General features: G+C 41.5%; 19 protein-coding genes, 1 other RNA gene and 1 other annotated feature. Of the genes, 16 read left to right on the plus strand and 4 right to left on the minus strand.

The genetic code is table 11. The features are described 5' to 3' along the window. The first annotated feature begins 94 nt into the window (after window positions 1-94). Together tgt and yajC are read left to right on the plus strand one after the other, a co-directional pair. Entirely contained in the window at window positions 95-1,234 is a 1,140-nt protein-coding gene (gene tgt, locus RCG24_RS01315) for a tRNA guanosine(34) transglycosylase Tgt (RefSeq protein WP_202652347.1), read from the plus strand. A 29-nt stretch (window positions 1,235-1,263) separates the two neighbouring features. Further along, a complete protein-coding gene (yajC, locus tag RCG24_RS01320) occupies window positions 1,264-1,545 on the plus strand; it encodes a preprotein translocase subunit YajC (protein WP_202652349.1) in 282 nt (93 codons plus the stop codon). Window positions 1,546-1,666: 121 nt separating this feature from the next. Here the strand turns inward: yajC and RCG24_RS01325 are convergent, their stop codons facing one another. Then, window positions 1,667-2,086, minus strand: coding sequence for a TIGR04086 family membrane protein (locus tag RCG24_RS01325; protein ID WP_202652351.1), 420 nt, complete (start codon window positions 2,084-2,086; stop codon window positions 1,667-1,669). Between the two features lie 192 nt (window positions 2,087-2,278). Between RCG24_RS01325 and RCG24_RS01330 the strand changes: the two genes are divergently transcribed. Next, window positions 2,279-2,950, plus strand: a complete 672-nt coding sequence (locus RCG24_RS01330) for a DUF421 domain-containing protein (RefSeq protein ID WP_202652353.1) — start codon at window positions 2,279-2,281, stop codon at window positions 2,948-2,950. Between the two features lie 33 nt (window positions 2,951-2,983). Here RCG24_RS01330 and spoVB read toward each other — a convergent pair whose 3' ends face one another. Then, complete coding sequence (gene spoVB / locus RCG24_RS01335; RefSeq protein WP_308078131.1) at window positions 2,984-4,537, minus strand: stage V sporulation protein B; 1,554 nt, start codon at window positions 4,535-4,537, stop codon at window positions 2,984-2,986. A gap of 122 nt (window positions 4,538-4,659) precedes the next feature. Here spoVB and RCG24_RS01340 point away from each other — a divergent pair, with 122 nt between their 5' ends. The 12 genes from RCG24_RS01340 (at window position 4,660) to RCG24_RS01395 (ending at window position 21,815) form a co-directional block, all read left to right on the plus strand. Next, on the plus strand, window positions 4,660-4,959 hold the full coding sequence (locus RCG24_RS01340; protein ID WP_306792899.1) for a post-transcriptional regulator: 300 nt from the start codon (window positions 4,660-4,662) through the stop codon (window positions 4,957-4,959). A gap of 151 nt (window positions 4,960-5,110) precedes the next feature. Then, entirely contained in the window at window positions 5,111-7,375 is a 2,265-nt protein-coding gene (secDF, locus tag RCG24_RS01345) for a protein translocase subunit SecDF (protein ID WP_202652357.1), read from the plus strand. A 323-nt stretch (window positions 7,376-7,698) separates the two neighbouring features. Next, window positions 7,699-10,062: a single-stranded-DNA-specific exonuclease RecJ gene (gene recJ, locus RCG24_RS01350; protein WP_308078132.1), complete on the plus strand. Its 2,364-nt coding sequence runs from the start codon at window positions 7,699-7,701 to the stop codon at window positions 10,060-10,062. Continuing rightward, the gene (locus RCG24_RS01355) at window positions 10,053-10,565 is read left to right on the plus strand and encodes an adenine phosphoribosyltransferase (protein WP_202652360.1); all 513 of its coding nucleotides are present in this window, start codon (window positions 10,053-10,055) and stop codon (window positions 10,563-10,565) included. Before recJ ends, RCG24_RS01355 begins: the two co-directional genes overlap by 10 nt. A gap of 237 nt (window positions 10,566-10,802) precedes the next feature. Then, complete coding sequence (locus RCG24_RS01360) at window positions 10,803-12,998, plus strand: RelA/SpoT family protein (protein WP_308078133.1); 2,196 nt, start codon at window positions 10,803-10,805, stop codon at window positions 12,996-12,998. Between the two features lie 12 nt (window positions 12,999-13,010). Beyond that, the gene (dtd, locus tag RCG24_RS01365) at window positions 13,011-13,454 is read left to right on the plus strand and encodes a D-aminoacyl-tRNA deacylase (RefSeq protein ID WP_202652364.1); all 444 of its coding nucleotides are present in this window, start codon (window positions 13,011-13,013) and stop codon (window positions 13,452-13,454) included. A gap of 157 nt (window positions 13,455-13,611) precedes the next feature. Continuing rightward, window positions 13,612-13,788, plus strand: a complete 177-nt coding sequence (locus RCG24_RS01370) for a hypothetical protein (RefSeq protein WP_202652366.1) — start codon at window positions 13,612-13,614, stop codon at window positions 13,786-13,788. A 58-nt stretch (window positions 13,789-13,846) separates the two neighbouring features. Next, window positions 13,847-14,087 (plus strand) — a binding site (T-box leader). A gap of 83 nt (window positions 14,088-14,170) precedes the next feature. Beyond that, window positions 14,171-15,439 carry a histidine--tRNA ligase gene (hisS, locus tag RCG24_RS01375; RefSeq protein WP_202652368.1) on the plus strand — a complete coding sequence of 423 codons (1,269 nt, stop codon included), beginning with the start codon at window positions 14,171-14,173 and terminating at the stop codon, window positions 15,437-15,439. Between the two features lie 17 nt (window positions 15,440-15,456). Then, window positions 15,457-17,226, plus strand: coding sequence for an aspartate--tRNA ligase (gene aspS / locus RCG24_RS01380; protein ID WP_202652713.1), 1,770 nt, complete (start codon window positions 15,457-15,459; stop codon window positions 17,224-17,226). Window positions 17,227-17,292: 66 nt separating this feature from the next. Beyond that, a non-coding RNA gene (gene ssrS, locus RCG24_RS01385) (6S RNA) lies at window positions 17,293-17,485 on the plus strand. A gap of 156 nt (window positions 17,486-17,641) precedes the next feature. After that, window positions 17,642-18,409, plus strand: coding sequence for a tRNA threonylcarbamoyladenosine dehydratase (locus RCG24_RS01390; protein ID WP_308078134.1), 768 nt, complete (start codon window positions 17,642-17,644; stop codon window positions 18,407-18,409). A 325-nt stretch (window positions 18,410-18,734) separates the two neighbouring features. Beyond that, window positions 18,735-21,815 (plus strand): FAD-binding and (Fe-S)-binding domain-containing protein, encoded by a 3,081-nt coding sequence (locus tag RCG24_RS01395; protein WP_235887850.1) that lies wholly within the window; start codon window positions 18,735-18,737, stop codon window positions 21,813-21,815. A gap of 57 nt (window positions 21,816-21,872) precedes the next feature. On the opposite strand, the gene RCG24_RS01400 is transcribed toward RCG24_RS01395, so the two are convergent. Beyond that, window positions 21,873-22,493, minus strand: a complete 621-nt coding sequence (locus tag RCG24_RS01400; RefSeq protein WP_202652372.1) for an NAD(P)H-dependent oxidoreductase — start codon at window positions 22,491-22,493, stop codon at window positions 21,873-21,875. Window positions 22,494-22,695: 202 nt separating this feature from the next. Beyond that, complete coding sequence (locus RCG24_RS01405) at window positions 22,696-23,322, minus strand: helix-turn-helix transcriptional regulator (protein ID WP_202652374.1); 627 nt, start codon at window positions 23,320-23,322, stop codon at window positions 22,696-22,698. A 242-nt stretch (window positions 23,323-23,564) separates the two neighbouring features. Between RCG24_RS01405 and RCG24_RS01410 the strand changes: the two genes are divergently transcribed. Then, entirely contained in the window at window positions 23,565-24,179 is a 615-nt protein-coding gene (locus tag RCG24_RS01410; protein ID WP_202652376.1) for a superoxide dismutase, read from the plus strand. Window positions 24,180-24,216 lie beyond the last annotated feature (37 nt).

A 24,216-nucleotide genomic window follows, 5' to 3' on the forward strand; every position in this document is an offset into this window, starting at 1 on the left:
ATCACTTTAGCAAAGCTTGCTTTAAAAAAAATCTTCATTTAAATAAGTTTTTGCTTAGCTCTGCTCACACCGCTTTTAGGAAGGAGAAAAAATTTTGACTGCGATTCGCTATGAATTAATCAAAACATGTAAACAAACCGGCGCACGGCTTGGCCGGGTTCACACACCGCATGGTTCCTTCGATACACCGGCATTTATGCCGGTTGGAACATTGGCGACTGTGAAAACCATGTCCCCTGAAGAGTTAAAGGGGATGGGTGCCGGGATTATTTTGAGCAACACTTATCATTTATGGCTTCGTCCGGGCCACGAAATTATTAGAGAAGCGGGCGGATTACATAAATTTATGAACTGGGACCGGGCGATTCTTACCGATTCCGGCGGCTTTCAGGTGTTTAGTTTAAGCGAGTTTCGGAAGATTGAAGAGGAAGGTGTTCATTTTCGTAATCACTTAAGCGGGGAAAAATTATTTTTATCGCCGGAAAAATCGATGGAAATTCAAAATTCCCTTGGCTCTGATATCATGATGGCTTTTGATGAATGCCCGCCATATCCGGCAACTTTTGACTATATGAAAAAATCAGTAGAACGAACGTCAAGGTGGGCGGAGCGCTGTTTAAAAGCGCATCAGCGCCCCGAAGAGCAAGGCTTATTTGGAATAGTCCAAGGCGGGGAATATGAGGAGTTACGGAAACAGAGTGCCCAAGACCTGGTATCGCTCGATTTCCCAGGCTATGCCGTGGGCGGACTGTCGGTTGGTGAACCAAAGGATATTATGAATCGGATGCTGGAATTTACAACACCGCTTCTGCCAGCTAATAAACCGCGTTATTTAATGGGTGTCGGTTCGCCGGATTCATTAATAGACGGGGCGATTCGCGGCATCGATATGTTTGACTGTGTCCTGCCAACCAGGATTGCCAGGAATGGTACATTAATGACAAGCCAAGGCAGGTTAGTGGTAAAAAATGCGCAATATGCCCGAGATTTCGGGCCGCTTGATCCAGATTGCGACTGCTACACTTGCCGAAATTACAGCAGAGCCTATATTCGTCATTTAATTCACTGTAATGAAACATTTGGAATTCGTTTAACATCTTACCATAACCTTTATTTTCTGTTAAAATTGATGGAGAAAGTCAGACAAGCCATTCTAGAAGACCGGCTTGGTGATTTCCGCGAAGAATTTTTTGAGCGTTACGGGTTTAATAAACCAAACGCAAGAAATTTCTGATAAAGGATTGCTGAAAGGAGGGAAATTGGATGTCAGGTGGATTGGGAACATTTATACCAATAATTTTAATGTTCGTGTTATTTTATTTTTTATTAATTCGTCCACAGCAGAAGCGCCAAAAGGCAGTGCAGCAAATGCAAAGCGATTTAAAGAAAGGTGATAAAATTGTCACCATTGGCGGTTTGCATGGTACGATTGATTCAATTGATGAAAGTAAAGTCGTGATTAAATGTGGCGACGGCAGCCGTCTTACATATGATCGCAATGCGATTCGTGAAGTAACGGAAGCAGCAAAGGAAGCGCAAGCATAATCTTGCAGGAAAAAGGAAGCCGAAAATCATTCGCGCTTCCTTTTTTCAATTCGCTAATAAAGTGCTTCAATTCGCTAATAAAGTGTACTGAACAGCGAAAATCTCTCCGGTAAAGAACAGGTTAAGCCGATCTCGAGTTATTCGTTGCGACGTTGACCCCAAGAATCCCACCCATCATGGCAATTAATGTATAGCAGGTGTGATAAATTAATTGTTCCGCATCAAACAGCCGGTCGTACCCTAAATATTGAAATAAAAAAACAATGATTGAGTAAATGAGCCCTGTTACACCACCAATTAACCAGCCTTTTTCCTTACGCTTCCCGCCAGACAAAAAACCTCCTCCAAACAAGGCAATAAATGAAATGGCTGTGACAATGTATTGGAGTGTTGCTTCATCAGCGGAAGTAAACCTCATAATAAAAGACATGATCAGGCTACAGATCGCAGCAAAGGCAAAAATAAAGATTAACCCGTACAAAACCGCAGTACCAAAGCTTTTTGACTCGATTTTTCTCTCCCCCTTAAGCCCTTTGGCCATCAGTATTCCATCTGTTTAATTTTGTAAAGCTTAAACAGACTTTTTCCTAGTACAAGCATATTCATCGAGGATTGAAAATAGAATACAATTTTATAACGCTTCAAGTTCAGGATGGTATTTTATTCCGATCATGATATCTTCTAAAATGACCAACAATAAGAATTGAATCGTTTTGATAAAGGAGGGGCGATAATGGTAGTTTATTTGCATATTATTTTTCGAACGCTCATTTTATATATCATTTTACTGTTAATATTCAGATTAATGGGAAAGCGGGAAATAGGAGAATTAAGCGTCCTCGATTTAGTAGTCTTTATCATGATTGGTGAGATGGCAGTGATTGCGATTGAAAATACGAAGGATCCATTATTCCATACGCTCATTCCGATGGTGTTATTAATGTTGATTCAAATTACACTTGCCTTGATATCGCTAAAAAGCAAGAAATTTCGTGATATCGTAGATGGCAAGCCGACGATCATTATTAACCGCGGTAAACTGGACGAGCAAGCAATGAGAAAACATCGCTATAATTTTGATGATTTGATGATGCAGCTGCGCGAGAAAGACGTAAGAAGTATCAATGATGTCGAATTCGCGATTTTAGAGACTTCAGGAAAATTGTCAGTAATTGAAAAGATGGAAGACCCCAAAAAGCCGAAGAACCCCCAAAAAAACGGAGATATTACGATTCCGTTAATCATGGATGGAATGATTATGGAAGAGGGCTTGAGTAAAATTAAAAAAACTAATCTTTGGCTTCGTCAGGAAATAAAAAAGATGGGGTATCGCGATATTAAAAAAATTTCCTTTTGTAGCTATGAAAATGGTAAGTTTTTTATTGATTTAATGGATAATGAATAATGAGACACGCAGTCTATTTTCTGCGTGTCTCCCTTAGTTTTTGGCAAAAAATCCACCGATCCAGGGAATTCTCTTTAAGTCATCTTTTTTAATTAGGCCGATCATTAACAATAAGGCAGCATAGGCAATTGTCATGATGAACAATGAAATGAATACTCTGATGACTAACCATTCATCTAAAAAGATATGCTCAAATACCCAGTTGCCAATCCAACCTGCTGCAGCCATGACCAGAAAACCCTTTAAATAATCAAGGATAAAAAAGGAAAACGAAACTTTTTTCAAAACAGTGGCTAAATGGAGAAACGTGACTAAGACAAAGCCAACAATAATCCCCAGTGCTGCTCCCGTTATTCCGAATGAGGCTTGGGAAGCCAAGAGGAAAATGACCACTGTTTTTACAACTGCACCAATTAAGCTGTTGATCATTGCAGCTCTAGCAAGATTTAGCGCCTGCAGAACAGCCTGCAATGGACCTTGAAAATAATAAATGATAAAGAAAGGAGCCATCAGGCGGACTAAATAGGAACCTTTTGATGAACCGTACATGAGCTCCATCAGCGGATCAGCCAGGACATAAAGAACAATAACAGCTAATCCCCCGGATAAAAAAACAAACCGCAGCGCCTGTTCCAAGCGATATTCAATTAATTTATAATTGCTCCGCGAATTGGCTTCACTAATTGCCGGAACTAGTGATGTTGCCAGCGAAAAGGTAACAAAGGAGGGCAGCATTAACAGCGGCATCGCATATCCCGTTAAGGCACCGTATTGTTTTGTTGCATCGCCAGCAAGAACTCCTGCAAGGGCTAAGCTGTGGGCGACAACAATCGGTTCAAAAAACCAGGAAACCGATCCAATCATCCGGCTGCCCATCGTAGGAAGCGCAATTTCCATTAAATTTTTAAAAGTGTTTTTACCGGATTGAATGAATTTTAAAAAGTTTTTTCGCAGTTTAAACCGTTTTTTTAGTTTAAACGTTGTTACCAAATACAGCAGTGAAACCAATTCCCCTAGAACAGAGGCACCCATTGCGGCTGCGGCTGCATATTCAACTCCGTATGGAAGAAATGCCTTAGTCATCACAGCGATCAAGGTAATTCTAATAATCTGTTCTAATATTTGTGAGATGGCGGATGGCTGCATGTTCTGTCTGCCTTGAAAATAGCCTCTTAAAACCGAAGAGACGGCAATAATTGGAATGGCCGGTGTAATCGCAAGTAATGGATAAAGAGTTCTTGGATCGGTAAACAGCGTATTTGAAAGCAACGGTGCCAGTAAAATTAATGCCGGCGTAATCAGAATCGATAAGGAAATCGTGATAGCGAGGGACACGACAAGGATTTTTTTAATTTCGGCATAGTTCCCCCTGGCCTCTGCCTCCGCGACATTTTTCGAAATAGCAACAGGCAGACCCAGCTGCACCAGTGTGACCACAAGGATAAAGGTTGGATAGGCCATCATATATAAGCCAACACCTTCTTCACCGATGCTGCGTGCTAGGACTATTCGATAAATAAAACCGAGGACTCTGGTAACAAAGCCCGCTGCCAAAAGGATAAAGGTCCCCTTTAAAAACTTCGACATTCAGCTTCCCACCTTCTCAAACAAGAAGAATTCATATACAATTAACTATATGCTTCAAGGTGGACAAAGCATGACAAGTTGTCATTTGAACTTGAGGACGGATATATTTAGAGGAGGCAGTGATGATGGGAAATGTCCATGCTTATGATTATTTTCGAACCGAAGTGAAGCCAGCATTAGTCAGTAAATTAGAAGAATTCCATTTACTTGGATATGATTCAATAACAGAGGATGGGCTTTGGGATTTTTTTACCAAGAAAAAATGGAAAAAAACAAAGGCGGATATTCATCTTTATGAAATTATTGATGATATACTCGCTGTCAAGGTAAGTGATTACATTAGCTTTACGACCATAGAGTCGTTAAAAACGGCTGAGTTTTCATTTCGCGATGAAAATGAATTAAAAGAGTTATTAAAATAATGTTTCTGTTCCATCAATATTTTCATTTATTGTAAATTGACAGTCCTTCCTTCTTATTTCATAATGTAGAAAGTGACTTCACTTTACAGTTAATCAATGCTTGTATGATTTTTAGGCCCAATGACAGGCATTAAGGAGGAAAATTTACATAATGGTTAAGCGCAGTAGAATTGTTGCGTTCTTTTTGCTTGTTATCCTTTTAGGTAGCACAATGGGAGCAACAGCAAAGAATATATTACACAATATTAAACTTGGACTAGACCTTCAAGGCGGATTTGAAGTCTTATATCAGGTTCAACCCGCGAAAAAAGGTCAGAAAATTGACAAGGATGTCCTGGCCAGTACAGCTGAGGCGCTCGATAAGCGGATTAACGTCCTTGGGGTAAGTGAGCCAAGTATTCAAATCGAAGGAAAAGACCGGATCCGCGTTCAGTTGGCTGGGGTAAAGGATCAAAATAAAGCACGTGAAATTTTGTCTACCCAGGCCAATCTAACCTTTAGAGATGTGAATGACAAGCTGATGATGGATGGTTCCGACCTAAAGCAGGGCGGCGCCAAGCAAACATTTGATGAACAAGGAAAGCCAAGTGTTTCGTTAACATTGAAAAGTGCTGACAAATTTGCCAAAGTAACGAAAGAAATTTCCAGCAGACCTTATGGAGAGAATCTATTAGTTATTTGGCTTGATTTTGAAGAAGGTAAAGATTCGTTTAAAGCTGAAGCTGTTAAGAAAAAATCAAAATATTTATCAGCACCAACGGTCAATCAAGTATTTAACCAAGATACCGTTTCCATCGTCGGGAACTTTACCACCAAAGAAGCTAAATCCCTAGCCGATTTATTAAATGCCGGATCATTACCAGTAAAGCTTAAGGAAGTATATTCCTCTTCTGTGGGTGCTCAATTTGGTGAAGAGGCATTAAATGACACGATTTTTGCAGGACTTATCGGGGTTGCGATTATTTATTTGTTCATGCTGCTTTATTACCGTTTCCCAGGTTTCATTGCCTGCGTAAGTTTGAGCATTTACATTTACTTAATTTTATTAATATTTGACTGGATGAATGGAGTGCTGACGTTGCCTGGGATTGCCGCGGTCATCCTCGGGGTCGGGATGGCTGTCGATGCCAATATCCTTACTTATGAACGGATAAAGGAAGAACTTAAAGTTGGAAAATCAATCAAGTCAGCCTTCCAGGCCGGGGAGAAAAATGCCTTTACCTCGATTCTTGACTCGAACCTGACAACGATACTGACTGCCGCTGTTCTGTTCTTCTATGGCAATAGCTCTGTTAAAGGGTTTGCGACGATGTTAATCATCAGTATTCTGATGAGTTTCTTAACCGCCGTTTATGGTTCGAGGCTATTTTTGGGTCTATGGGTGCATAGCGGAATCTTTAAAAAGAAGCCAAGCTGGTTTGGTGTTAAGCAGGCTGATATTCACGATCTTAAGGAAAATGTCCATACATTAGACCTGCCAACCCGTTTTGACAAGCTCGATTTCGTTAAGCACCGGAAGAAGTTCTTTACGATTTCAAGTGTCCTTCTCGTGGCTGGCTTAATCGTTCTGATTGTGATGCGTTTGAATTTGTCAATCGACTTTTCAAGCGGAACGCGGATTCAAGTGGATTCCAATAAGCCTTTGACAACAGCAACACTGGATAGCGCTTTTGCAAAGCATGGTTTGACCGCCGATGATACTGTTCTATCTACGGATAAAATGAGGGGTTCAGCTCGCTTTGTTGGAGTTATTACCAAGGATGAAATCGCAAAGATAAAATCTGATTTTAAAGCAGAATTCGGCTATGAGCCAAATGTTAGCACGGTTTCTCCAATGGTTGGCAAGGAACTGGCGAAAAATGCAGTTATTGCGCTGCTAATTGCCTCGATTGGGATTATCATTTATGTCAGCTTCCGCTTTGAGTTATCGATGGCAATTGCCGCAATTGCCTCCTTGCTCCATGATGCCTTCTTTATGGTGGCTTTCTTCAGTATCACAAGACTTGAAGTGGATTTAACCTTTATTGCCGCTGTGCTAACGATTGTCGGTTATTCGATTAACGATACAATTGTAACTTTTGACCGTATACGTGAAAATATGCAAAAGAAAAAGCGGCTTAAAACAGCTGCTGATATCGCCGAAGTATTGAATGTGGGTACCCGTCAAACTTTAACCCGTTCGATTAATACTGTCTTTACAGTATTAGTTACCGTCGTTGCTTTGATTATTTTCGGCAGCGAATCAATCCGCAACTTCTCGATTGCCTTATTCGTCGGCTTAATGGTTGGGGTCTATTCCTCGATCTGTATTGCCGGTCCGCTATGGTATGTGATGAAGACACGGGAGTTGAAAAAGAAGGGCGTTATCAAAACTGTAAAGGAAAAGAAAAAATATTCCGATCAGCCGCAAGTTTAACTTTAAGAAAAGCGCAAGCGCCTCGATCAGCCCCTCGAGGGGCTTGGCGCTGGAGCTGGACAACTGAACATAAAACCGCAGGAAAATTCTTCTGCGGTTTTATTTTTCTAGCTCCAGCGCCTATCGCCTAGCAAACTTCAGGTCTCCTCCCTACGATAAGTCAACATCGATTCACTTCGTTCATCGTGTTTCCTTTATCTCAGTCGAAGCCCCTCCAGTTTGTACGGCGATGACCAATGCGCTTCCGCTTTTATTTTTTTCAAAGATTGAAAGGCCTGCGATGCTCCTGTATAATAAGAAAGTCTGAGAGGTGAACGGGAATTATGTTAAAACCGAAAACAAGATGGGTTGTCCGTCATTCCGATCATCAACTGGCTGAGTCGCTTGCCAATGAATTAAACATCACCCCTCTTGTTGCAACATTGTTAGTTAACCGTGGATTTGATACAGCTTCCTCCGCACGGTTTTTTTTATTTGGAAAAGAAGAGTTTTATGATCCATTTTTATTTAACGGAATGGAGACAGCTGTAAAGCGTATTCGTGCTGCCATTGATCAGAATGAACCGATTCTCATTTTTGGTGACTACGATGCAGACGGGGTCAGCAGTACTTCCGTGTTAATGCTTACACTTCGTGATTTAGGGGCCAATGTCCAATTCTATATTCCAAATCGTTTCTCAGAAGGGTATGGTCCGAACGAACCCGCCTTTCGCCATGCAGCGGAGCTTGGAATTAAACTGATTATTACCGTTGACACTGGCATAGCAGCGGTTCACGAGGCGGAAGTGGCCAAGCAGTTGGGGATTGACCTGATCATTACGGACCACCATGAGCCTGGGCCGGTATTACCACATGCGCTGGCAATCATTCACCCGAAGCTTGCTGACAGCACCTATCCGTTTCGCGAGTTGGCCGGGGTAGGAGTAGCCTTTAAATTAGCCCATGCTCTTTATGGACGCCTTCCTGAGCATTTATTGGAAATTGCCGTCATCGGGACGATTGCTGACTTGGTTTCCTTAACAGGTGAAAATCGCTTAATCGCTAAAAATGGTTTGCAGAAATTGAAGGAAACGGAAAGAATCGGGCTAAGAGCGATTTTTAAAACTGCGGGGATCGATCCGCTGGCGATTAATGAAGAGACGATTGGATTTTCAATCGCACCGCGAATTAACGCAGTTGGAAGGCTGGCGGATGCCGATTTAGCTGTTCAACTTCTCTTAACTGAGGACCCTGTTGAGGCAGAGGAGCTTGCAGCTGAGATGGAAGCCTTGAATAAATCACGGCAAGCACTTGTCAATACGATGACGGAAGAAGCGATTGCCGAGGTTGAAACCCATTACCCGATTGACAGCAATAAGGTTCTGGTGATTGGGAAAGAAGGCTGGAATGCCGGGGTAATTGGCATTGTTGCTTCCAAACTGGTGGAAAAATATTATCGTCCGGCGATCGTCCTCAGTTTTGATCAAGAAAAAGGCTTAGCGAAAGGATCAGCACGAAGTATTCCCGGGTTTGATCTATTTCAAAATTTATCGACTTTACGAGATATTCTACCTCATTTTGGCGGGCATCCAATGGCAGCCGGGATGACCTTGAGGCTTGACGATGTGGCGGAACTGCGTCAGAAATTGAATCAGTTGGCTGCTGATGTACTCACTGATGATGATTTTATCCCGGTAACGTATTTGGATAATGAAGTACCTTTGAAAGAAATTGATTTACAATCGCTGGAAGAAATGAGGTTACTCTCTCCCTACGGAATAGACAATCCTAAACCAAAGGTGTTAATTAATAATGTGGGGATTACTAGCCTCAGAAAAATTGGAAGTGACCAAAATCATTTAAAGATTACCGTTAATGATCATGATGCCCATCTTGATGGAGTAGGGTTTGGTCTTGGAGCGGTAGTCGATCAAATCTCACCTGCTGCAAAAATTTCATTAATTGGTGAATTATCGATTAATGAATGGAACAATATACGTAAACCGCAAATTTTTGTCCAAGATATCGCTGTTCGCTCATGGCAATTGTTCGATTTTCGCGGACAAAAGCATCTGGGGAGTATTCCGGTGACTGTACCGGAGGAAAATCGAAAACTCATTGTTTTCAACAAGCATCATGCGGAAAAGATAAACAAGCATCTTGGAATTGAGCCGGTTTGTATTGAAGATGTGGAATCGGCAAAAGCATTTGATGGCTATCATGCCAATATTGCCTTAGTCGATTTCCCGCCTTCAAAGGAAATTCTGATTCAATTATTGAAAGGGAAACAGCCAGCAAGAATATACGCATATTTCTATAAAGCTTCAAGTGACTTTTTCAGCACGATACCAACCCGTGATCATTTTAAATGGTTTTATGCCTTTCTTTTAAAAAATAATCCCATTGATCTTAACCGCTATGGAGATGACATAGCAAAATTAAGAGGCTGGTCTCGGTCAACAATCAACTTTATGACAAAGGTGTTTTCTGAACTGAATTTTGTTACAATAAACAATGGATTTATTACTTTAAATAAACAACCACAGAAGCGCGATTTAACTGACTCAAGAACATTTCAGCAAAAGCAGGCCCAATCAGAACTTGAACGGGATTTATTATTTTCATCATTTCAAGAATTAAAACAATGGTTTACCAATATTATTGAAGAGTCAGTTGAAATTGAGGAGGCTATTAAACAATGGATTTAAAACAATTTGTAGCAATCGTACCGGACTATCCGAAAGAGGGAATCGTGTTTAAGGATATTACGCCATTAATGAATAATGGCGAAGCCTATAAATATGCTACCGATCAAATTGTTGACTTTGCCAAAGATAAACAAATTGATCTTATTGTCGGCCCGGAAGCCCGCGGATTTATCATCGGCTGTCCGATCGCATACGCACTTGGCGTAGGTTTCGCACCGGTAAGAAAAGAAGGCAAACTTCCCCGTGAAACAATTAAAGTCAGCTATGGTCTTGAATATGGAAAAGATGTTCTAACCATTCATAAAGACGCAATTAAGCCAGGACAGCGAGTACTTATTACCGATGATTTGTTAGCTACCGGCGGTACGATTAACGCAACCATTCAATTAGTGGAAAAGCTTGGCGGTGTTGTTGCTGGAATCGCTTTCCTAGTCGAACTGACTTATTTGAACGGCAGGAAAAAACTTGACGGCTATGATATATTAACATTAATGGAATACTAATCAAACGAGGGCACTCATAAGGGGAGTGCTCTCTTTATATCTTTTATTTTCAAAAAGTTACAGAAATATCGACAAAATCCATCGTTTTTTCTGGTAAAAACGTCTCAAATACTTTACATCTTGGCGTTTTTTTTCGATAATAGTTACAATCATTCTAATTTATTCTTTTGAATTATAAAATATTTCCGATGCAGCTTTAAATAGCTGCCATAATGGGATGAAAATAAAGGTGATTTTATGGCGAATGATCAAGTGTTGACAGCCGAACAAGTCATCGACAAGACTAGAGAATACTTAAACGAAGAGCATGTTGCTTTAGTAAAAAAGGCATATGAATATGCGAAACATGCTCATCGTGAACAATATCGCAAATCAGGTGAGCCGTATATTATCCATCCAATTCAAGTTGCCGGCATTCTGGCAGATCTTGAAATGGATCCGGCAACGGTAGCCGCTGGTTTTCTTCACGACGTTGTCGAAGACACAAATGTTTCCTTACAGGATATTGAGGAAAATTTCAATGCTGAAGTTGCGATGCTTGTCGACGGGGTAACAAAATTAGGAAAAATTAAATATAAATCACATGAAGAACAGCAGGCTGAAAACCATCGGAAAATGTTTGTCGCCATGGCACAGGATATCAGGGTCATCTTGATTAAACTTGCGGACCGTTTGCACAATATGCGGACACTTAAACATCTTCCTGTAGAAAAGCAGCGCCGAATTTCCAATGAAACTTTGGAAATTTTCGCTCCTTTAGCCCATCGTCTGGGAATCTCAAAAATAAAATGGGAGTTGGAAGATACCGCTTTACGTTATTTAAATCCGCAGCAATATTATCGGATTGTCAATCTAATGAAAAAGAAGCGTGAAGAGCGGGAGAAGTACCTTGATGACGTGATAGAAGAAGTTAAGAGCCGCTTAAATGATGTCTCGATTAAGGCAGAGATTTCCGGCCGTCCGAAGCATATTTACAGCATTTATCGCAAAATGGCGCTGCAAAACAAGCAATTTAATGAGATATATGACCTGCTTGCGGTAAGAATTGTCGTAAATAGTATTAAAGACTGCTATGCGGTACTAGGGATTATCCATACCTGCTGGAAACCGATGCCCGGCCGTTTCAAAGATTATATTGCAATGCCTAAACCGAATATGTACCAATCGCTGCACACGACTGTGATCGGTCCTAAAGGAGACCCGCTGGAGGTACAGATTCGTACCTTTGAAATGCATCGAATCGCTGAATTCGGGATTGCTGCCCATTGGGCCTATAAAGAAGGAAAGACCGTAAATGACAGTTCAACCTTTGAGCAAAAATTGTCCTGGTTTAGGGAAATTCTTGAGTTTCAGAATGACACGAACAATGCCGAAGAATTTATGGAGTCGTTAAAAATCGATTTATTCTCGGATATGGTGTTTGTGTTTACCCCTAAAGGGGATGTCATTGAATTGCCGGCCGGTTCTGTCCTGATTGATTTCTCCTACCGGATTCACTCGGAAATTGGCAACAAGACAATCGGAGCCAAAGTAAATGGTAAAATGGTTACGCTCGACTACAAGCTCAAAACCGGTGATATTGTTGAAATTCTTACCTCCAAGCATTCCTATGGTCCGAGCCAGGACTGGTTGAAGCTGGCGCAAACGTCGCAAGCAAAAAATAAAATTCGCGCCTTCTTTAAAAAGCAGCGCCGCGAAGAAAATGTTATTAAAGGAAAAGAGCTTGTTGAACGCGAAATTCGCAGTATGGAGTTTGACACGAAAGAAATTCTGACGGCAGACAATCTGAAAAAGGTTGCTGAGAAGTTTAATTTTACCAATGAGGAGGATATGTTTGCCGCGGTGGGTTATAATGGTGTCACTGCTTTGCAAGTGGCCAATCGGCTGACGGAAAAATGGCGCAAAAAGCGCGATAAGGAGCAGTCGGCAAGTATTATAAATGCTGTAGCCGATTTGAAGTCATACCCGACAACGAAAAAACGGGAGTCTGGTGTTCGAGTTCAAGGAATTGATAATTTATTAATTCGCCTGTCGAAATGCTGCAATCCCGTACCAGGAGACGAAATTGTCGGTTATATCACAAAAGGACGCGGAGTCTCGGTTCATCGCGCGGATTGTACCAATATTGACTCTAATGACGCCCAATCGCGTTTAATCGAGGTTGAGTGGGAATCGTCTTTAAATGACCGCAAGGAATATAATGTCGACATTGAAATTAACGGCTTCGATCGCAGTGGTCTGTTGAATGAAGTCCTACAGGCAGTTAATGAAACCAAGACGAATATTTCGGCAGTAACCGGAAAGATAGACCGTAACAAAATGGCTACGATTATCATGTCAATTGCCATTCATAATGTCAGTCATTTGCAAAAGGTAGTGGATCGAATCAAACAAATCCCGGATATATATTCAGTCCGGCGAATGATGAACTAAGGAGATTTTGACATGCGAGTAGTACTTCAACGCAGCAAAGAGGCAAAAGTAACGGTTAACGGTGAGGTGACGGGGCAAATCACGAAAGGACTTGTCCTGCTTGTCGGTGTCACCCACGATGATACCGAAGAAGATGCCGCCTATTTAGCTGATAAAATTGTAAATTTAAGAATTTTTGAAGATGAAAATGAAAAGATGAATTTATCGCTGCTTGATGTCGGCGGGGAAATTCTTTCGGTTTCCCAGTTTACTTTATATGGGGATAGCAGCAAAGGCAGGAGACCCAGTTTTATAGATGCGGCAAGACCGGATCATGCTGTTAAGCTATATGATACTTTTAACCGTTTGTTACGCGAAAAGGGTGTCACAGTAGAGACTGGTGTCTTCGGTGCGATGATGGATGTCCAATTAACAAACGACGGTCCGGTCACATTAATAGTTGAAAGTAAAAAGTAAGAGGCTGCTAGGTCAGCCTCTTTTAATATTATGGCTGTGTAACTTACTAGCCTCTATTCAACTTCCAGTTTTAGGTAAAATCCTGTCCATCATGAAATATTTTTACGGCTATTGGAGATAATAGCAGTAAAGATAGCTATCATGAGGAGGGATGAATTTGCGTGCGAGTGAAAAGGGGATGAAGATCCAATCGATGGATAGCCGCCTGTTTGGGGTAGATTTTCATGACTTTCTGCAGAAGGAGCAGCATTCCACCCCGGTTGAGCTGGCATCAGAATTTGGGCTGACGATGCGGGATGTCAAAAACTTAAAAAAACATTTAGAACGGGCATAAACTTTACTTGACATTACTACTATTGCTTCGTATTATAATAAAATAAACTAAAAATTCGACATATCCAATGATGGAGCATAGTAGTTAAGGCAATATTCATGAAAAGAGAAAAAATGCCCTGGCTGAAAGCATTTTTGCATGAATCTTAATGAAAGAACACTCCGTAGGATTCGCTCTGAAAAAGAACTTACTTTAGTAGGAGATGAACGCAGCAGGCGTTAACTGTATGAGAGGAAAAGCAATCAAGTAAAACTGCTTTTCAACTAGGGTGGCACCGCGGAATAACTTCCGTCCCTTGTATTAATTGCAAGGGATGGAAGTTTTTTTATTTTAACCAAGTCTTGAATATACATAAAACCATATTTACAAAGGAGGATCTGCCATGTCTATCAGTATTCCCAGGGGAACACAGGATATTTTGCCAGGTGATGTCGAGCTTTGGCAGCAAATTGAGCAAAAAGCTAGAGAGCTTTGTGAGAAATATCAATATCAAGAAATTCGTACCCCGATTTTTGAACATACGGAACTTTTTTCAAGGGGAGTCGGCGATACAACAGATATCGTCCAAAAAGAAATGTACACCTTTGAAGATCGCGGCGGGCGCAGTATGACACTTAGACCTGAGGGAACTGCCTCTGTGGTCCGGGCGTTTGTCGAGAAAAAAATGTTTGGTCTTGCCAAACAGCCGGTCAAGCTTTATTACATGGGACCGATGTTTCGCTACGAACGGCCGCAATCAGGACGCTTCCGTCAATTTGTCCAGTTCGGGGTGGAGGCACTTGGAAGCAATGACCCGGCAATTGATGCAGAGGTTATTTCCCTGGCGATGAATTTATACAAGGAAATGGGATTGAAAAAGCTGAAACTGATTATTAATAGCTTGGGTGATAAGGAATCCCGCCTTGCACACCGTGAGGCTCTGATCCAACACTTCCAACCGAGAATCGGCGAATTTTGCTCAGACTGTCAAAACCGTCTGAAAAGAAATCCGCTCCGCATTCTTGATTGTAAGCAGGATCGCGACCACGAATTAATGAAAACAGCGCCATCGATTATTGATTATTTGAATGAGGAATCGAAGGCTTATTTTGAAAAAGTTCAAAAGTATTTAGGCTTGCTTCATATTTCATTTGAGGTTGATCCTAACCTGGTCCGTGGCTTGGACTATTATAATCATACGGCATTTGAAATCATGAGTGATGCCGAAGGATTTGGTGCCATCACCACACTTTGCGGCGGCGGCCGCTATAACGGCCTGGCAGAGGAGATTGGCGGCCCGGAAACGCCGGGGATCGGATTTGCCTTAAGTATTGAACGATTTATTGCTGCCCTTAAGGCCGAAGGAATTGAAACGGCGGTGAACGAAGGCATTGATTGCTACTTGGCGGTTCTTGGAGAAGAGGCTAAGGACTATTCCGTAGGTCTTCTGCAGCAGCTGCGCTTGGCTGGGTTTTCCGCGGAAAGAGATTATCTTAACCGAAAAATTAAAGCCCAATTTAAAGCCGCCGACCGCTTACATGCGAGATATGTAGCCATACTTGGTGATGATGAACTAAAAAATAATGTCATTCATGTGAAAAACATGGCAACTGGTGAACAAGTTGAAGTAGCACTCGATTCTTTCGTTGCCTATTTTCAAAAGTTACAATAATAGGGGGATTTAACATGATGTTTGGCAGGACGTATTTTTGTGGTGAAGTGCCTGAGACAGCAGTAGGTGAAAAGGTAACTTTAAAAGGCTGGGTGCAAAGAAGACGTGACCTTGGCGGTTTAATCTTTGTCGATTTACGTGACCGTTCAGGTATTGTCCAAATTGTCTTTAACCCGGACGTCTCTCAGGAGGCGCTTGCGGTTGCCGAAACCATCCGTAATGAATACGTACTCGATGTGGTTGGAACAGTCGTTGCCCGCGAGCCGGAGACTGTTAATGAAAACTTGAAAACAGGTAAAATTGAAATTCAGGCAGAAACGGTAACCGTGTTAAATGAGGCAAAAACACCGCCCTTTATGATTACTGATAAAACCGATGCTTCTGAAGATGTACGGTTAAAATACCGCTATTTGGATTTTCGCCGTCCGGTCATGTTTGAAACGTTAAAAATGCGCCATCAAGTGACAAAAACAATTAGAAATTTTCTAGATTCTGAAGGTTTTTTGGATGTTGAAACGCCAATTTTGACAAAAAGTACTCCTGAGGGAGCACGCGACTATTTAGTCCCAAGCCGTGTACATCCTGGTGAGTTCTATGCCCTGCCACAATCGCCGCAGCTTTTTAAACAGCTGCTGATGGTCGGCGGCATTGAACGCTATTACCAAATTGCCCGCTGCTTCCGGGACGAGGACTTGCGCGCTGACCGCCAGCCGGAATTTACGCAAATTGATATTGAAACAAGTTTTTTAAGCCAAGATGATATTTTAGCGCTAATCGAAAGAATGATGTCAACGCTCATGAAGGAAGTAAAGGGAATTGAAATATCCGTTCCTTTTCCAAGAATGGCTTATGAAGAGGCAATGAACCGATACGGTTCCGATAAACCGGATACCCGTTTTGGTCTTGAACTTGTAAATGTTTCTGAAATCGTCAAGGATTCAGGGTTTAAGGTATTTGCTTCTACTGTTGCTGGTGGAGGTCAAGTAAAAGCAATCAATGTTAAGGGGGCTGCTGCTAAATACTCCCGGAAAGATATTGATGCCCTGACAGAGTTTGTTGCCCGCTATGGCGCTAAAGGTCTTGCCTGGTTAAAAGTAGAGTCAGATGGGCTTAAGGGTCCGATCGCCAAGTTCTTCTCCGATGACGAAGCGGCGGCTCTCAAAGCAACCTTGGAGGCTGTTGAAGGTGATTTACTCCTATTTGTTGCGGATAAAAAGAGCGTTGTAGCCGATGCATTAGGTGCGTTGAGACTTAAGCTTGGGAAAGAGCTGGACTTAATTGATCAAAGCAGGTTCAATTTCTTATGGATAACAGACTGGCCGCTGTTGGAATATGATGAGGAGGAGGGCCGGTATTACGCGGCTCACCATCCTTTTACCATGCCTGTTCGCGAAGATTTAAAGTATCTTGATACAGATCCTTCCAAAGTCCATGCACAAGCCTATGATATTGTGTTGAACGGTTATGAGCTAGGCGGCGGTTCCTTGAGAATTTTTGAGCGCCCGATTCAGGAGAAGATGTTTAAAGTTCTGGGCTTTACACCGGAACAAGCACAAGCCCAGTTTGGCTTCCTGATGAATGCCTTCGAATATGGAACGCCTCCACATGGTGGGATTGCAATGGGATTAGACCGTTTGGTTATGCTGCTGGCCGGAAGTTCTAATTTAAGAGAAACGATTGCTTTTCCGAAAACTGCCAGCGCCAGCTGCTTGTTAACAGAAGCGCCAAGTGATGTTTCTGAGGCTCAATTAGAGGAATTAAGTTTGTCACTAAATGTTAAGAAATAACAAGAATTCGCTTTCAGGAAATCTTGAAGGCGGCACCAAAATATGCTAAGATGAAATCAGTCAAAGAGAGTCCTGAAATGTTCGTTGTGTTACCTGAAGTTTTGACCGAACATAGATTTATTGGGAATCCGGAGTTTTCTGATTGCGCACATGCCCTGATTCTTGATCTGGGGACTTGCAATATCGGAAATAGGATACCCACCTGCTGAGAGCGGGATCAAAACAAGGGATCAAAAGCGACGGCATTATTGGGACTCTTTTTTATTTGAATTTTCACCTCCTGCAGCGTTTCAGGAGGTTTTTTATTGTATTTATTTGTATAATTCCTATATAAATACTTGCTTTTATCGGATGGTATGTTATATTTTTTAAAGTAAAAAATAAAATAACACTGACTTAATTTGGAGTGAACATCATGCTGCATCAATTTTCTCGTAACGAGCTTGCGATTGGAAAAGAAGGCCTTGATATCATGAAAAATAGCACGGTTGCCGTTCTCGGAATTGGCGGTGTCGGCTCGTTTGCCGCGGAAGCCCTTGCCCGTTCTGGTGTCGGCCGCTTAGTGCTGATCGATAAGGATGATGTTGATATTACCAACGTTAATCGCCAGTTGGTAGCATTGCTTTCTACAGTTGGCCGGCCAAAGGTTGAAATTATGGAAGAACGGATTCGAGATATTAATCCTGATTGTGAAGTTATTTCACTAAAAATGTTTTATACGGAAGAAACATATGAAGAAATATTCAGCCACCATCTGGATTTTGTTGTCGATGCTTCCGATACGATCGTCTATAAAATTCATTTGATGAAGGAATGTTTAAAACGAGGGATCCCGATGATTTCCAGCATGGGAGCGGCTAACAAAATGGATCCGACACGTTTTCAAATTGCCGATATTTCAAAAACCCACACAGATCCGATTGCCAAGGTTATCCGGACAAAGCTTCGCAAAGAGGGGATTCGAAAGGGGATTCCGGTTGTTTTTTCCGATGAAAGTCCGATTGTCATTCGTGAGGATGTCCGCAAGGTTGTCGGTAACGATGCTGCGGAGATTAGAAAAGCAAAAATGCCGCCATCATCGAATGCTTTTGTCCCATCAACATGCGGATTGATTATGGCCAGCTATGTTGTGAGACAATTGCTTAAGGATATTAAGATCCAACGCGTGAGCGATGAGAAATAGAATTGTTAGATTTGGCCCCGAACTAAAGTGTTCGGGGCTATATTATTTTTTAATCTTCACAAATTGTTCCTAATTATAGGATGAGAACTTCTTTATAATAAAAATATAGATAAGAAAAAATCTGTATTTTTCAACTATTGGAGAAGGTGGTACGAAAAAAGAAAAACGTGTTTGGAAGGTTAAGATGGGTGACATTCTTGAAAGCGTATACAATTGACTGAATTGAATGTGAACAAAGGAAACTGTCTATGAGCCGTTCAGTAAGGACAAACAGCCGCTGTTTTAGCAAGTAGGATACATTGGATTAGCAAACAGATTGAAGGGAATGATGATGACGGCAGTTGCTGAAAAGCTTAACCTTGAGGAAAGATTAAAATCTATTTTTGGGGACAGAGTCAGAATGGACCGGATTGAATGTAAAATGTATTCCTATGATGTAGGGGCTCTCCCTGGTTTGGTGAAACCCTTTCTTCCGGTAGGAATTCCAAGCGGGGTTGTCCGGCCAAAAACAGAAGAGGAAATTTTTCGGCTTGTAAAACTAGCTAAGGAAGAAGGCTTGAAACTTGTTCCGAGGGGAATGTCTACTTCCGGATTTGGGGGTGTACTTCCGGATAATGGAGCTATTGTTGTTGATCTTTCAGGAATGAACAAAGTGATTGCGATAGACAAGGAGAATCTTCTTGTAACGGTAGAACCTGGTATTATTTGGGAAGCATTGCAAACCAAACTCCACAGAGCTGGATTGGACTTAATTCTTTATCCGACTTCCCTGCCCTCTTCCACTGTAGGAGGTTTGCTTGCTCAAGGGGGAACCGGATTTGGCGGCTATGAATACGGACTCTTTAAGGAAAATGTTTCAGAAGCAACGGTTATTTTTCCGGACGGAGAATTAAAAACCGTTTCAAAAGAAGAACTTCTCCTTTATATCGCAGACTTAGAGGGAATTACCGGAATTATTACCAGAATCACGTTTAAAGTCAGAAAATTGGAGCCTGAAATCCACCGCTTAGTTTCTTTTACAGACAGCCAAAAAGTGGAGAATGTGTTAGAGGCTGTCCGTAAGGCGGATTTGCCAATTTGGTCGATCACCTTGCAAAATCCTCAAGCAATGAGGCTGAAAAAACAGATTCCGATACGGAAAGGCCATCCTTATGAAGAGAGAAATCGCCGAAGGGAACCTGAACTCCCTGAAACATATGTCCTTTTATTGGCCTATCCTGCTTCAAGGAGGAAGGATATTGATCCTGGGCTGGAACAAATGATTCAAGAACATAGTGGTGTTGAGCTGTCTGAAGAGGCAGCAGAGCACGAGTGGCAGGAAAGGTTCAAACCGATGCGTTTTAAACGGGTCGGGCCTTCTTTAATCCCGACGGAGGTTGTGGTTCCGTTGGCAAGGTTAAGTAAGGTCTTAAATGAAATCGATGAAAAAATAAAACATCCCCTTGTTCTCGAGGGCATGGCCGTAAAAGGAGATAAAGTCGTGTTGCTCGGGTTCATTCCCCATGATGAACGGACATTTGGCTTTAATATGGCTTTTGCCTTATCCTTGTCCGTTATTGAAATCGCCAAAAAGCACGGGGGATCTTCCTATTCAACTGGCTTGTATTTCCGCCGTGAAGCGAAGAATGTACTTGGTACTGAACGTTATGAAAAGGTGAAGAATTTTAAAGAAAGAATGGACCCGGATGGCATCATGAATCCGAATAAGGTATTGGGGCGGGGAGTAATTGATACGATTATGGGAACGGCGGCAACGCTAGAACCAATAATCAGACCCTTTGCCAATGCTGCAACCGCTCCGTTCGGGGAAGCTGTACGACAGGGAAAGAAAAAGGGCATTCCTGCTGATGTTGCTTACTATGCAACCGCATGTGCCCGCTGTGGTTACTGTGTATCCACATGTGAGCAGTTTTCAGGCAGGGGCTGGGAATCTCAATCACCAAGAGGCAAATACCATTATATTCGGGAAGTTATAGCTGGAAGAGAAAAATTTAATCCCGAAACGGTTAACAATTTCTTGCTTTGTACCACTTGTGAAGCGTGCAACATCCGCTGCCAGTTGGATATGCCGGTTGAACATAATTGGATGGAAATGAGGGGGACTCTGATTCATGAAGAAAAACGGATGACATTCCCTCCGTTTGAGATGATGGCTGCATCAGTCCGGGGAGAACGCAACATTTGGGCAGGCAAAAAGGAAAAACGGGCCAATTGGGTTCCTGAAGAGATAAAACCAAAAATAAAGGAGAAAAGTGATGTTCTGTATTTCGCTGGCTGTACGGCTTCATTTGTCAATACAGACGTTGCCCAAGCAACGGTTCGACTGTTGGATAAAGCGGGAATTGAGTTTACCTATATGGGGACCGACGAAGCCTGTTGTGGCATTCCAATGAAAGTTGCGGGAAAATGGGATGTCTTCGAGGAGATTTTTGAGCACAATGTTTCCGAAGCTCGAAAACGGGGGGCAAAAACGATTGTTACATCCTGCCCTGCCTGTGCTTTAGTTTGGAAGGAACTATATGCCGAACTGGCTAAGGAAAAGGGAATAGACTATGATTTTGAGGTCAAGCATTATTCAGAAATTGTTTCAGAGGCGATAAAAGAAGGAAATCTTACATTTGATCATGAAGTGCATCAACGGGTCACTTTCCATGATTCCTGTCATATAGGCAGAGCACAGGGAATTTATGAACAGCCGCGGGACATGTTAAAAGCCATCCCGGGAGTTGAATTTGTTGAGATGGAACATAACCGGGAAGAAGGACTATGCTGCGGGTCGGTCCTGACTCTTGTCGGCGAAACCCCTGTTGCCCCCAAGTTGGGTGGAAATCGACTACAGGAAGCAATCGATGTAAAGGCAGATACTGTCGTTGCCCTGTGCCCATGCTGTCAAGTCCAGTTAAGGGATTCCAATATTAAGAACCAATTTAATTTAAAGGTAACAGATTTGGCCCGCATTGCCATGGAGGGACTTGGCTATGATATAGAAGATAAAACCGAATACTCAATGGAAATGTGGGGATACTTTGAAAAATTCATCATGCTCATGAAGCCGGAAGTACTGGCAGATATTATGGCCTCCCTATTCAAGCCGATGTTCGATAACATGCCTTCAAAAATGGTAAGCATGATGAAAGCAATGAAGCGTACCCCGGGGGGCCTTGCGATGATGGAAAAAATGATGCCAACCTTGATGCCCAAAATGGTTCCGGATCTGATGCCTAAAGTGATGCCTGATATGTTGCAGGAAGTATCAAGGAGGGTCGGGCCGCTGCCGGATGATATGGAGGAATTGATGCCTGATCTCCTGCCAAAAACGATGGAATCGCTAATGCCAAATATGCTTCCACTCATCATTCCATATATCACACCAAAAATGATCGACTATATTCAAAAAAATCTGTAGAGTTCAAGAAGCCTGAATAAAAATGCTGACCTTAAAACAGGCCAGCATTTTTTGCACTTAAAATGTTTTCGCTATTTCAGCGGCTTTTTGAACTGCTTTTTCAACTATTTCGTTGGCTTTATCTGGTGCATGGTCCATTCCTTCGACAAATAATTGATGAAAATCTGTGATTCCTAAGAAAGTAAATAAAGTTTTTACATACTGGCTTGCCGGGTCTGAACCATTGTAGAAACCGCCGTTAGCCTGAATATGCAAGAGTTTCTTGCCTTCCACTAATCCAACTGAACCTGAATCAGTGTATTTAAAGGTTTTGCCAGCAACTGTAACTGTATCAAACCAAGATTTTAACCGAGTGGGTACGCTCAAATTCCATAAGGGATTGGCGATGACAATTTTATCCTGTTCCAAAAAGTCAGCAGTAAAGGAATTAAATAAGGTAACTTTATGCTGCTGAGCATTCGATAACCGGTGGAAAGGTGTCCCTTTACCTAATTCATCCCATGCGTCCAATAAATCTCCGTCGATTTCCGGCACATTCATATTATATAAATTGATATCCTCAATAATATCATCAGGATGATGCTCCTTATAAGATTGAACAAAAGCATCTGTTACCTTCATAGATCGGGATACTCGTTGATTTAAGGGATGTGCTCTGACGATTAACACTTTTGCCATTTATCATACCTTCCTTCAAAATTAATCATTTTTACTATAAACAAACTAAAAAAATATTGCATTATCCAAACGAATATTTCATTAGTTTGACAAATATTTGTGGAGAAAATATGTAAAAGAGACTTCGCCGGTTTCCACCAGTATTATTTTGCACCAAATCCTTGGTTTTATTTAAAAACAAAACACTGCTGATCAGCAGTGTTTACTGTGCTTTGATTAAAAAGCGGCAATGATCTTCATTATCTGTTTTGCAGGTAATCCGTTGAACATTTTCAATTCCAAGAACTTCTTTAAACATATTCGTTTCGCAGGTACAAGCCTTTTTGTACGCCTTGGCGACAGAAAAGATTGGGCAATTATATTCAATCAGTTCATACGTATCTTGCCCCAGTTTGTTAAGTTCCGCCATATAGCCTTTGTCGCGTTGAATTTTCTGCAATTCCGCGACTTTCTCGTGGAAATTCTTATTTGCCATTTTTGGCAAATAGCTGAGTCTTTGTCTTTCGCTCCTTTTCTCAAAAAGAAAATCAATTATTTCTTCCCCATGTAATGCTTCTAAATCGTGAAGAAATTCAAGCGTTAACGTTTCATAATGATTGGGGAATAGTTCATCTGCCTTTGATGATAAAGAATATACTTGTATCGGTCTGCCCATTGGTTTTCTGACTTCGTTTATGGTGAGGAAGGAGTCGCGTTCCAATATATTTAAATGCTTTCTGACAGCCATTTCCGTTATTCCTAAAAAAGTAGACAGTTCACTGACAGTTAGGTTTGTTTTCTTTTTTAATAATTCGAGGATTTTATCTTTTGTTGATATTCGTTCAATCATTTTTTTCACCTGCTCATTATGTGGTCTTGAGAAAAATCCCTAGAGGACCGTAAATGATTATTTTCTAAACAAAAAGGTATAAAAACTATTTTATTTTACCATACATCTGAATAGAGAAAAAGTTAAAAAGGAATCATTACTTTGGTAAAATACCATCTTTATATTTTTAAACTTATCAGTTGAAAAAGTTAATGAAGAAGTTCTATAATTAAAAGGTAAACAATTATGAGGAGGAATGAACAATGGCAAAATATGAACTTCCTGCATTACCTTATGCAGCAAATGCACTTGAGCCTTATTTCGATGAGCAAACGATGAATATTCACCATGATCGTCACCACGCTACATATGTTAATAACTTAAACGCAGCCCTAGAGGGTCATGACGATCTATCTGCCAAAAGCGTTGAAGATTTGATTGCAAACCTCGAGGCTGTTCCGGAAAATATTCGTACTGCAGTACGTAATAATGGTGGCGGACATGCAAACCACAGCCTATTCTGGAAGGTTCTTGCGCCGAATGCAGGCGGTGCCCCAACCGGCGAGATTGCTGATGCGATTAATCAGGCTTTTGGCAGCTATGATCAATTTAAAGAGGAATTTACCAAGGCAGCCACAGGCCGTTTTGGTTCCGGTTGGGCTTGGCTTATCGTTGATAACGGGAAACTGGCGATTACCAGCACTCCAAATCAGGATAGCCCTCTAATGGAAGGGAAAAAACCAGTTCTTGGTTTAGATGTTTGGGAGCATGCTTATTATCTTAAGTATCAAAACAAACGTCCTGATTATATTGCCGCTTTCTATCATTTAATTAATTGGGATGAAGTCAATAAACTATATAAAGCGGCCCAAGCTTAAAAAGAAGTTATCAAAAAAAGGATCCCTCGTGTTCAGT

This window comes from Neobacillus sp. OS1-32 (genome assembly GCF_030915425.1).
GTDB lineage: Bacteria > Bacillota > Bacilli > Bacillales > Cytobacillaceae > Neobacillus > Neobacillus paridis.

What these genes read in the sequence shown, in the direction of transcription:
- RCG24_RS01405 (WP_202652374.1), bottom strand. Translation starts at nt 23,322, where the DNA reads ATGATTGAACGAATATCAACAAAAGATAAAATCCTCGAATTATTAAAA.
- RCG24_RS01410 (WP_202652376.1), top strand. Translation starts at nt 23,565, where the DNA reads ATGGCAAAATATGAACTTCCTGCATTACCTTATGCAGCAAATGCACTT.
- recJ (WP_308078132.1), top strand. Translation starts at nt 7,699, where the DNA reads ATGTTAAAACCGAAAACAAGATGGGTTGTCCGTCATTCCGATCATCAA.
- RCG24_RS01390 (WP_308078134.1), top strand. Translation starts at nt 17,642, where the DNA reads ATGCTGCATCAATTTTCTCGTAACGAGCTTGCGATTGGAAAAGAAGGC.
- hisS (WP_202652368.1), top strand. Translation starts at nt 14,171, where the DNA reads ATGTCTATCAGTATTCCCAGGGGAACACAGGATATTTTGCCAGGTGAT.
- yajC (WP_202652349.1), top strand. Translation starts at nt 1,264, where the DNA reads ATGTCAGGTGGATTGGGAACATTTATACCAATAATTTTAATGTTCGTG.
- RCG24_RS01330 (WP_202652353.1), top strand. Translation starts at nt 2,279, where the DNA reads ATGGTAGTTTATTTGCATATTATTTTTCGAACGCTCATTTTATATATC.
- aspS (WP_202652713.1), top strand. Translation starts at nt 15,457, where the DNA reads ATGTTTGGCAGGACGTATTTTTGTGGTGAAGTGCCTGAGACAGCAGTA.
- RCG24_RS01400 (WP_202652372.1), bottom strand. Translation starts at nt 22,493, where the DNA reads ATGGCAAAAGTGTTAATCGTCAGAGCACATCCCTTAAATCAACGAGTA.
- RCG24_RS01355 (WP_202652360.1), top strand. Translation starts at nt 10,053, where the DNA reads ATGGATTTAAAACAATTTGTAGCAATCGTACCGGACTATCCGAAAGAG.
- secDF (WP_202652357.1), top strand. Translation starts at nt 5,111, where the DNA reads ATGGTTAAGCGCAGTAGAATTGTTGCGTTCTTTTTGCTTGTTATCCTT.
- dtd (WP_202652364.1), top strand. Translation starts at nt 13,011, where the DNA reads ATGCGAGTAGTACTTCAACGCAGCAAAGAGGCAAAAGTAACGGTTAAC.
- RCG24_RS01340 (WP_306792899.1), top strand. Translation starts at nt 4,660, where the DNA reads ATGATGGGAAATGTCCATGCTTATGATTATTTTCGAACCGAAGTGAAG.
- RCG24_RS01360 (WP_308078133.1), top strand. Translation starts at nt 10,803, where the DNA reads ATGGCGAATGATCAAGTGTTGACAGCCGAACAAGTCATCGACAAGACT.
- RCG24_RS01325 (WP_202652351.1), bottom strand. Translation starts at nt 2,086, where the DNA reads ATGGCCAAAGGGCTTAAGGGGGAGAGAAAAATCGAGTCAAAAAGCTTT.
- RCG24_RS01395 (WP_235887850.1), top strand. Translation starts at nt 18,735, where the DNA reads ATGATGATGACGGCAGTTGCTGAAAAGCTTAACCTTGAGGAAAGATTA.
- spoVB (WP_308078131.1), bottom strand. Translation starts at nt 4,537, where the DNA reads ATGTCGAAGTTTTTAAAGGGGACCTTTATCCTTTTGGCAGCGGGCTTT.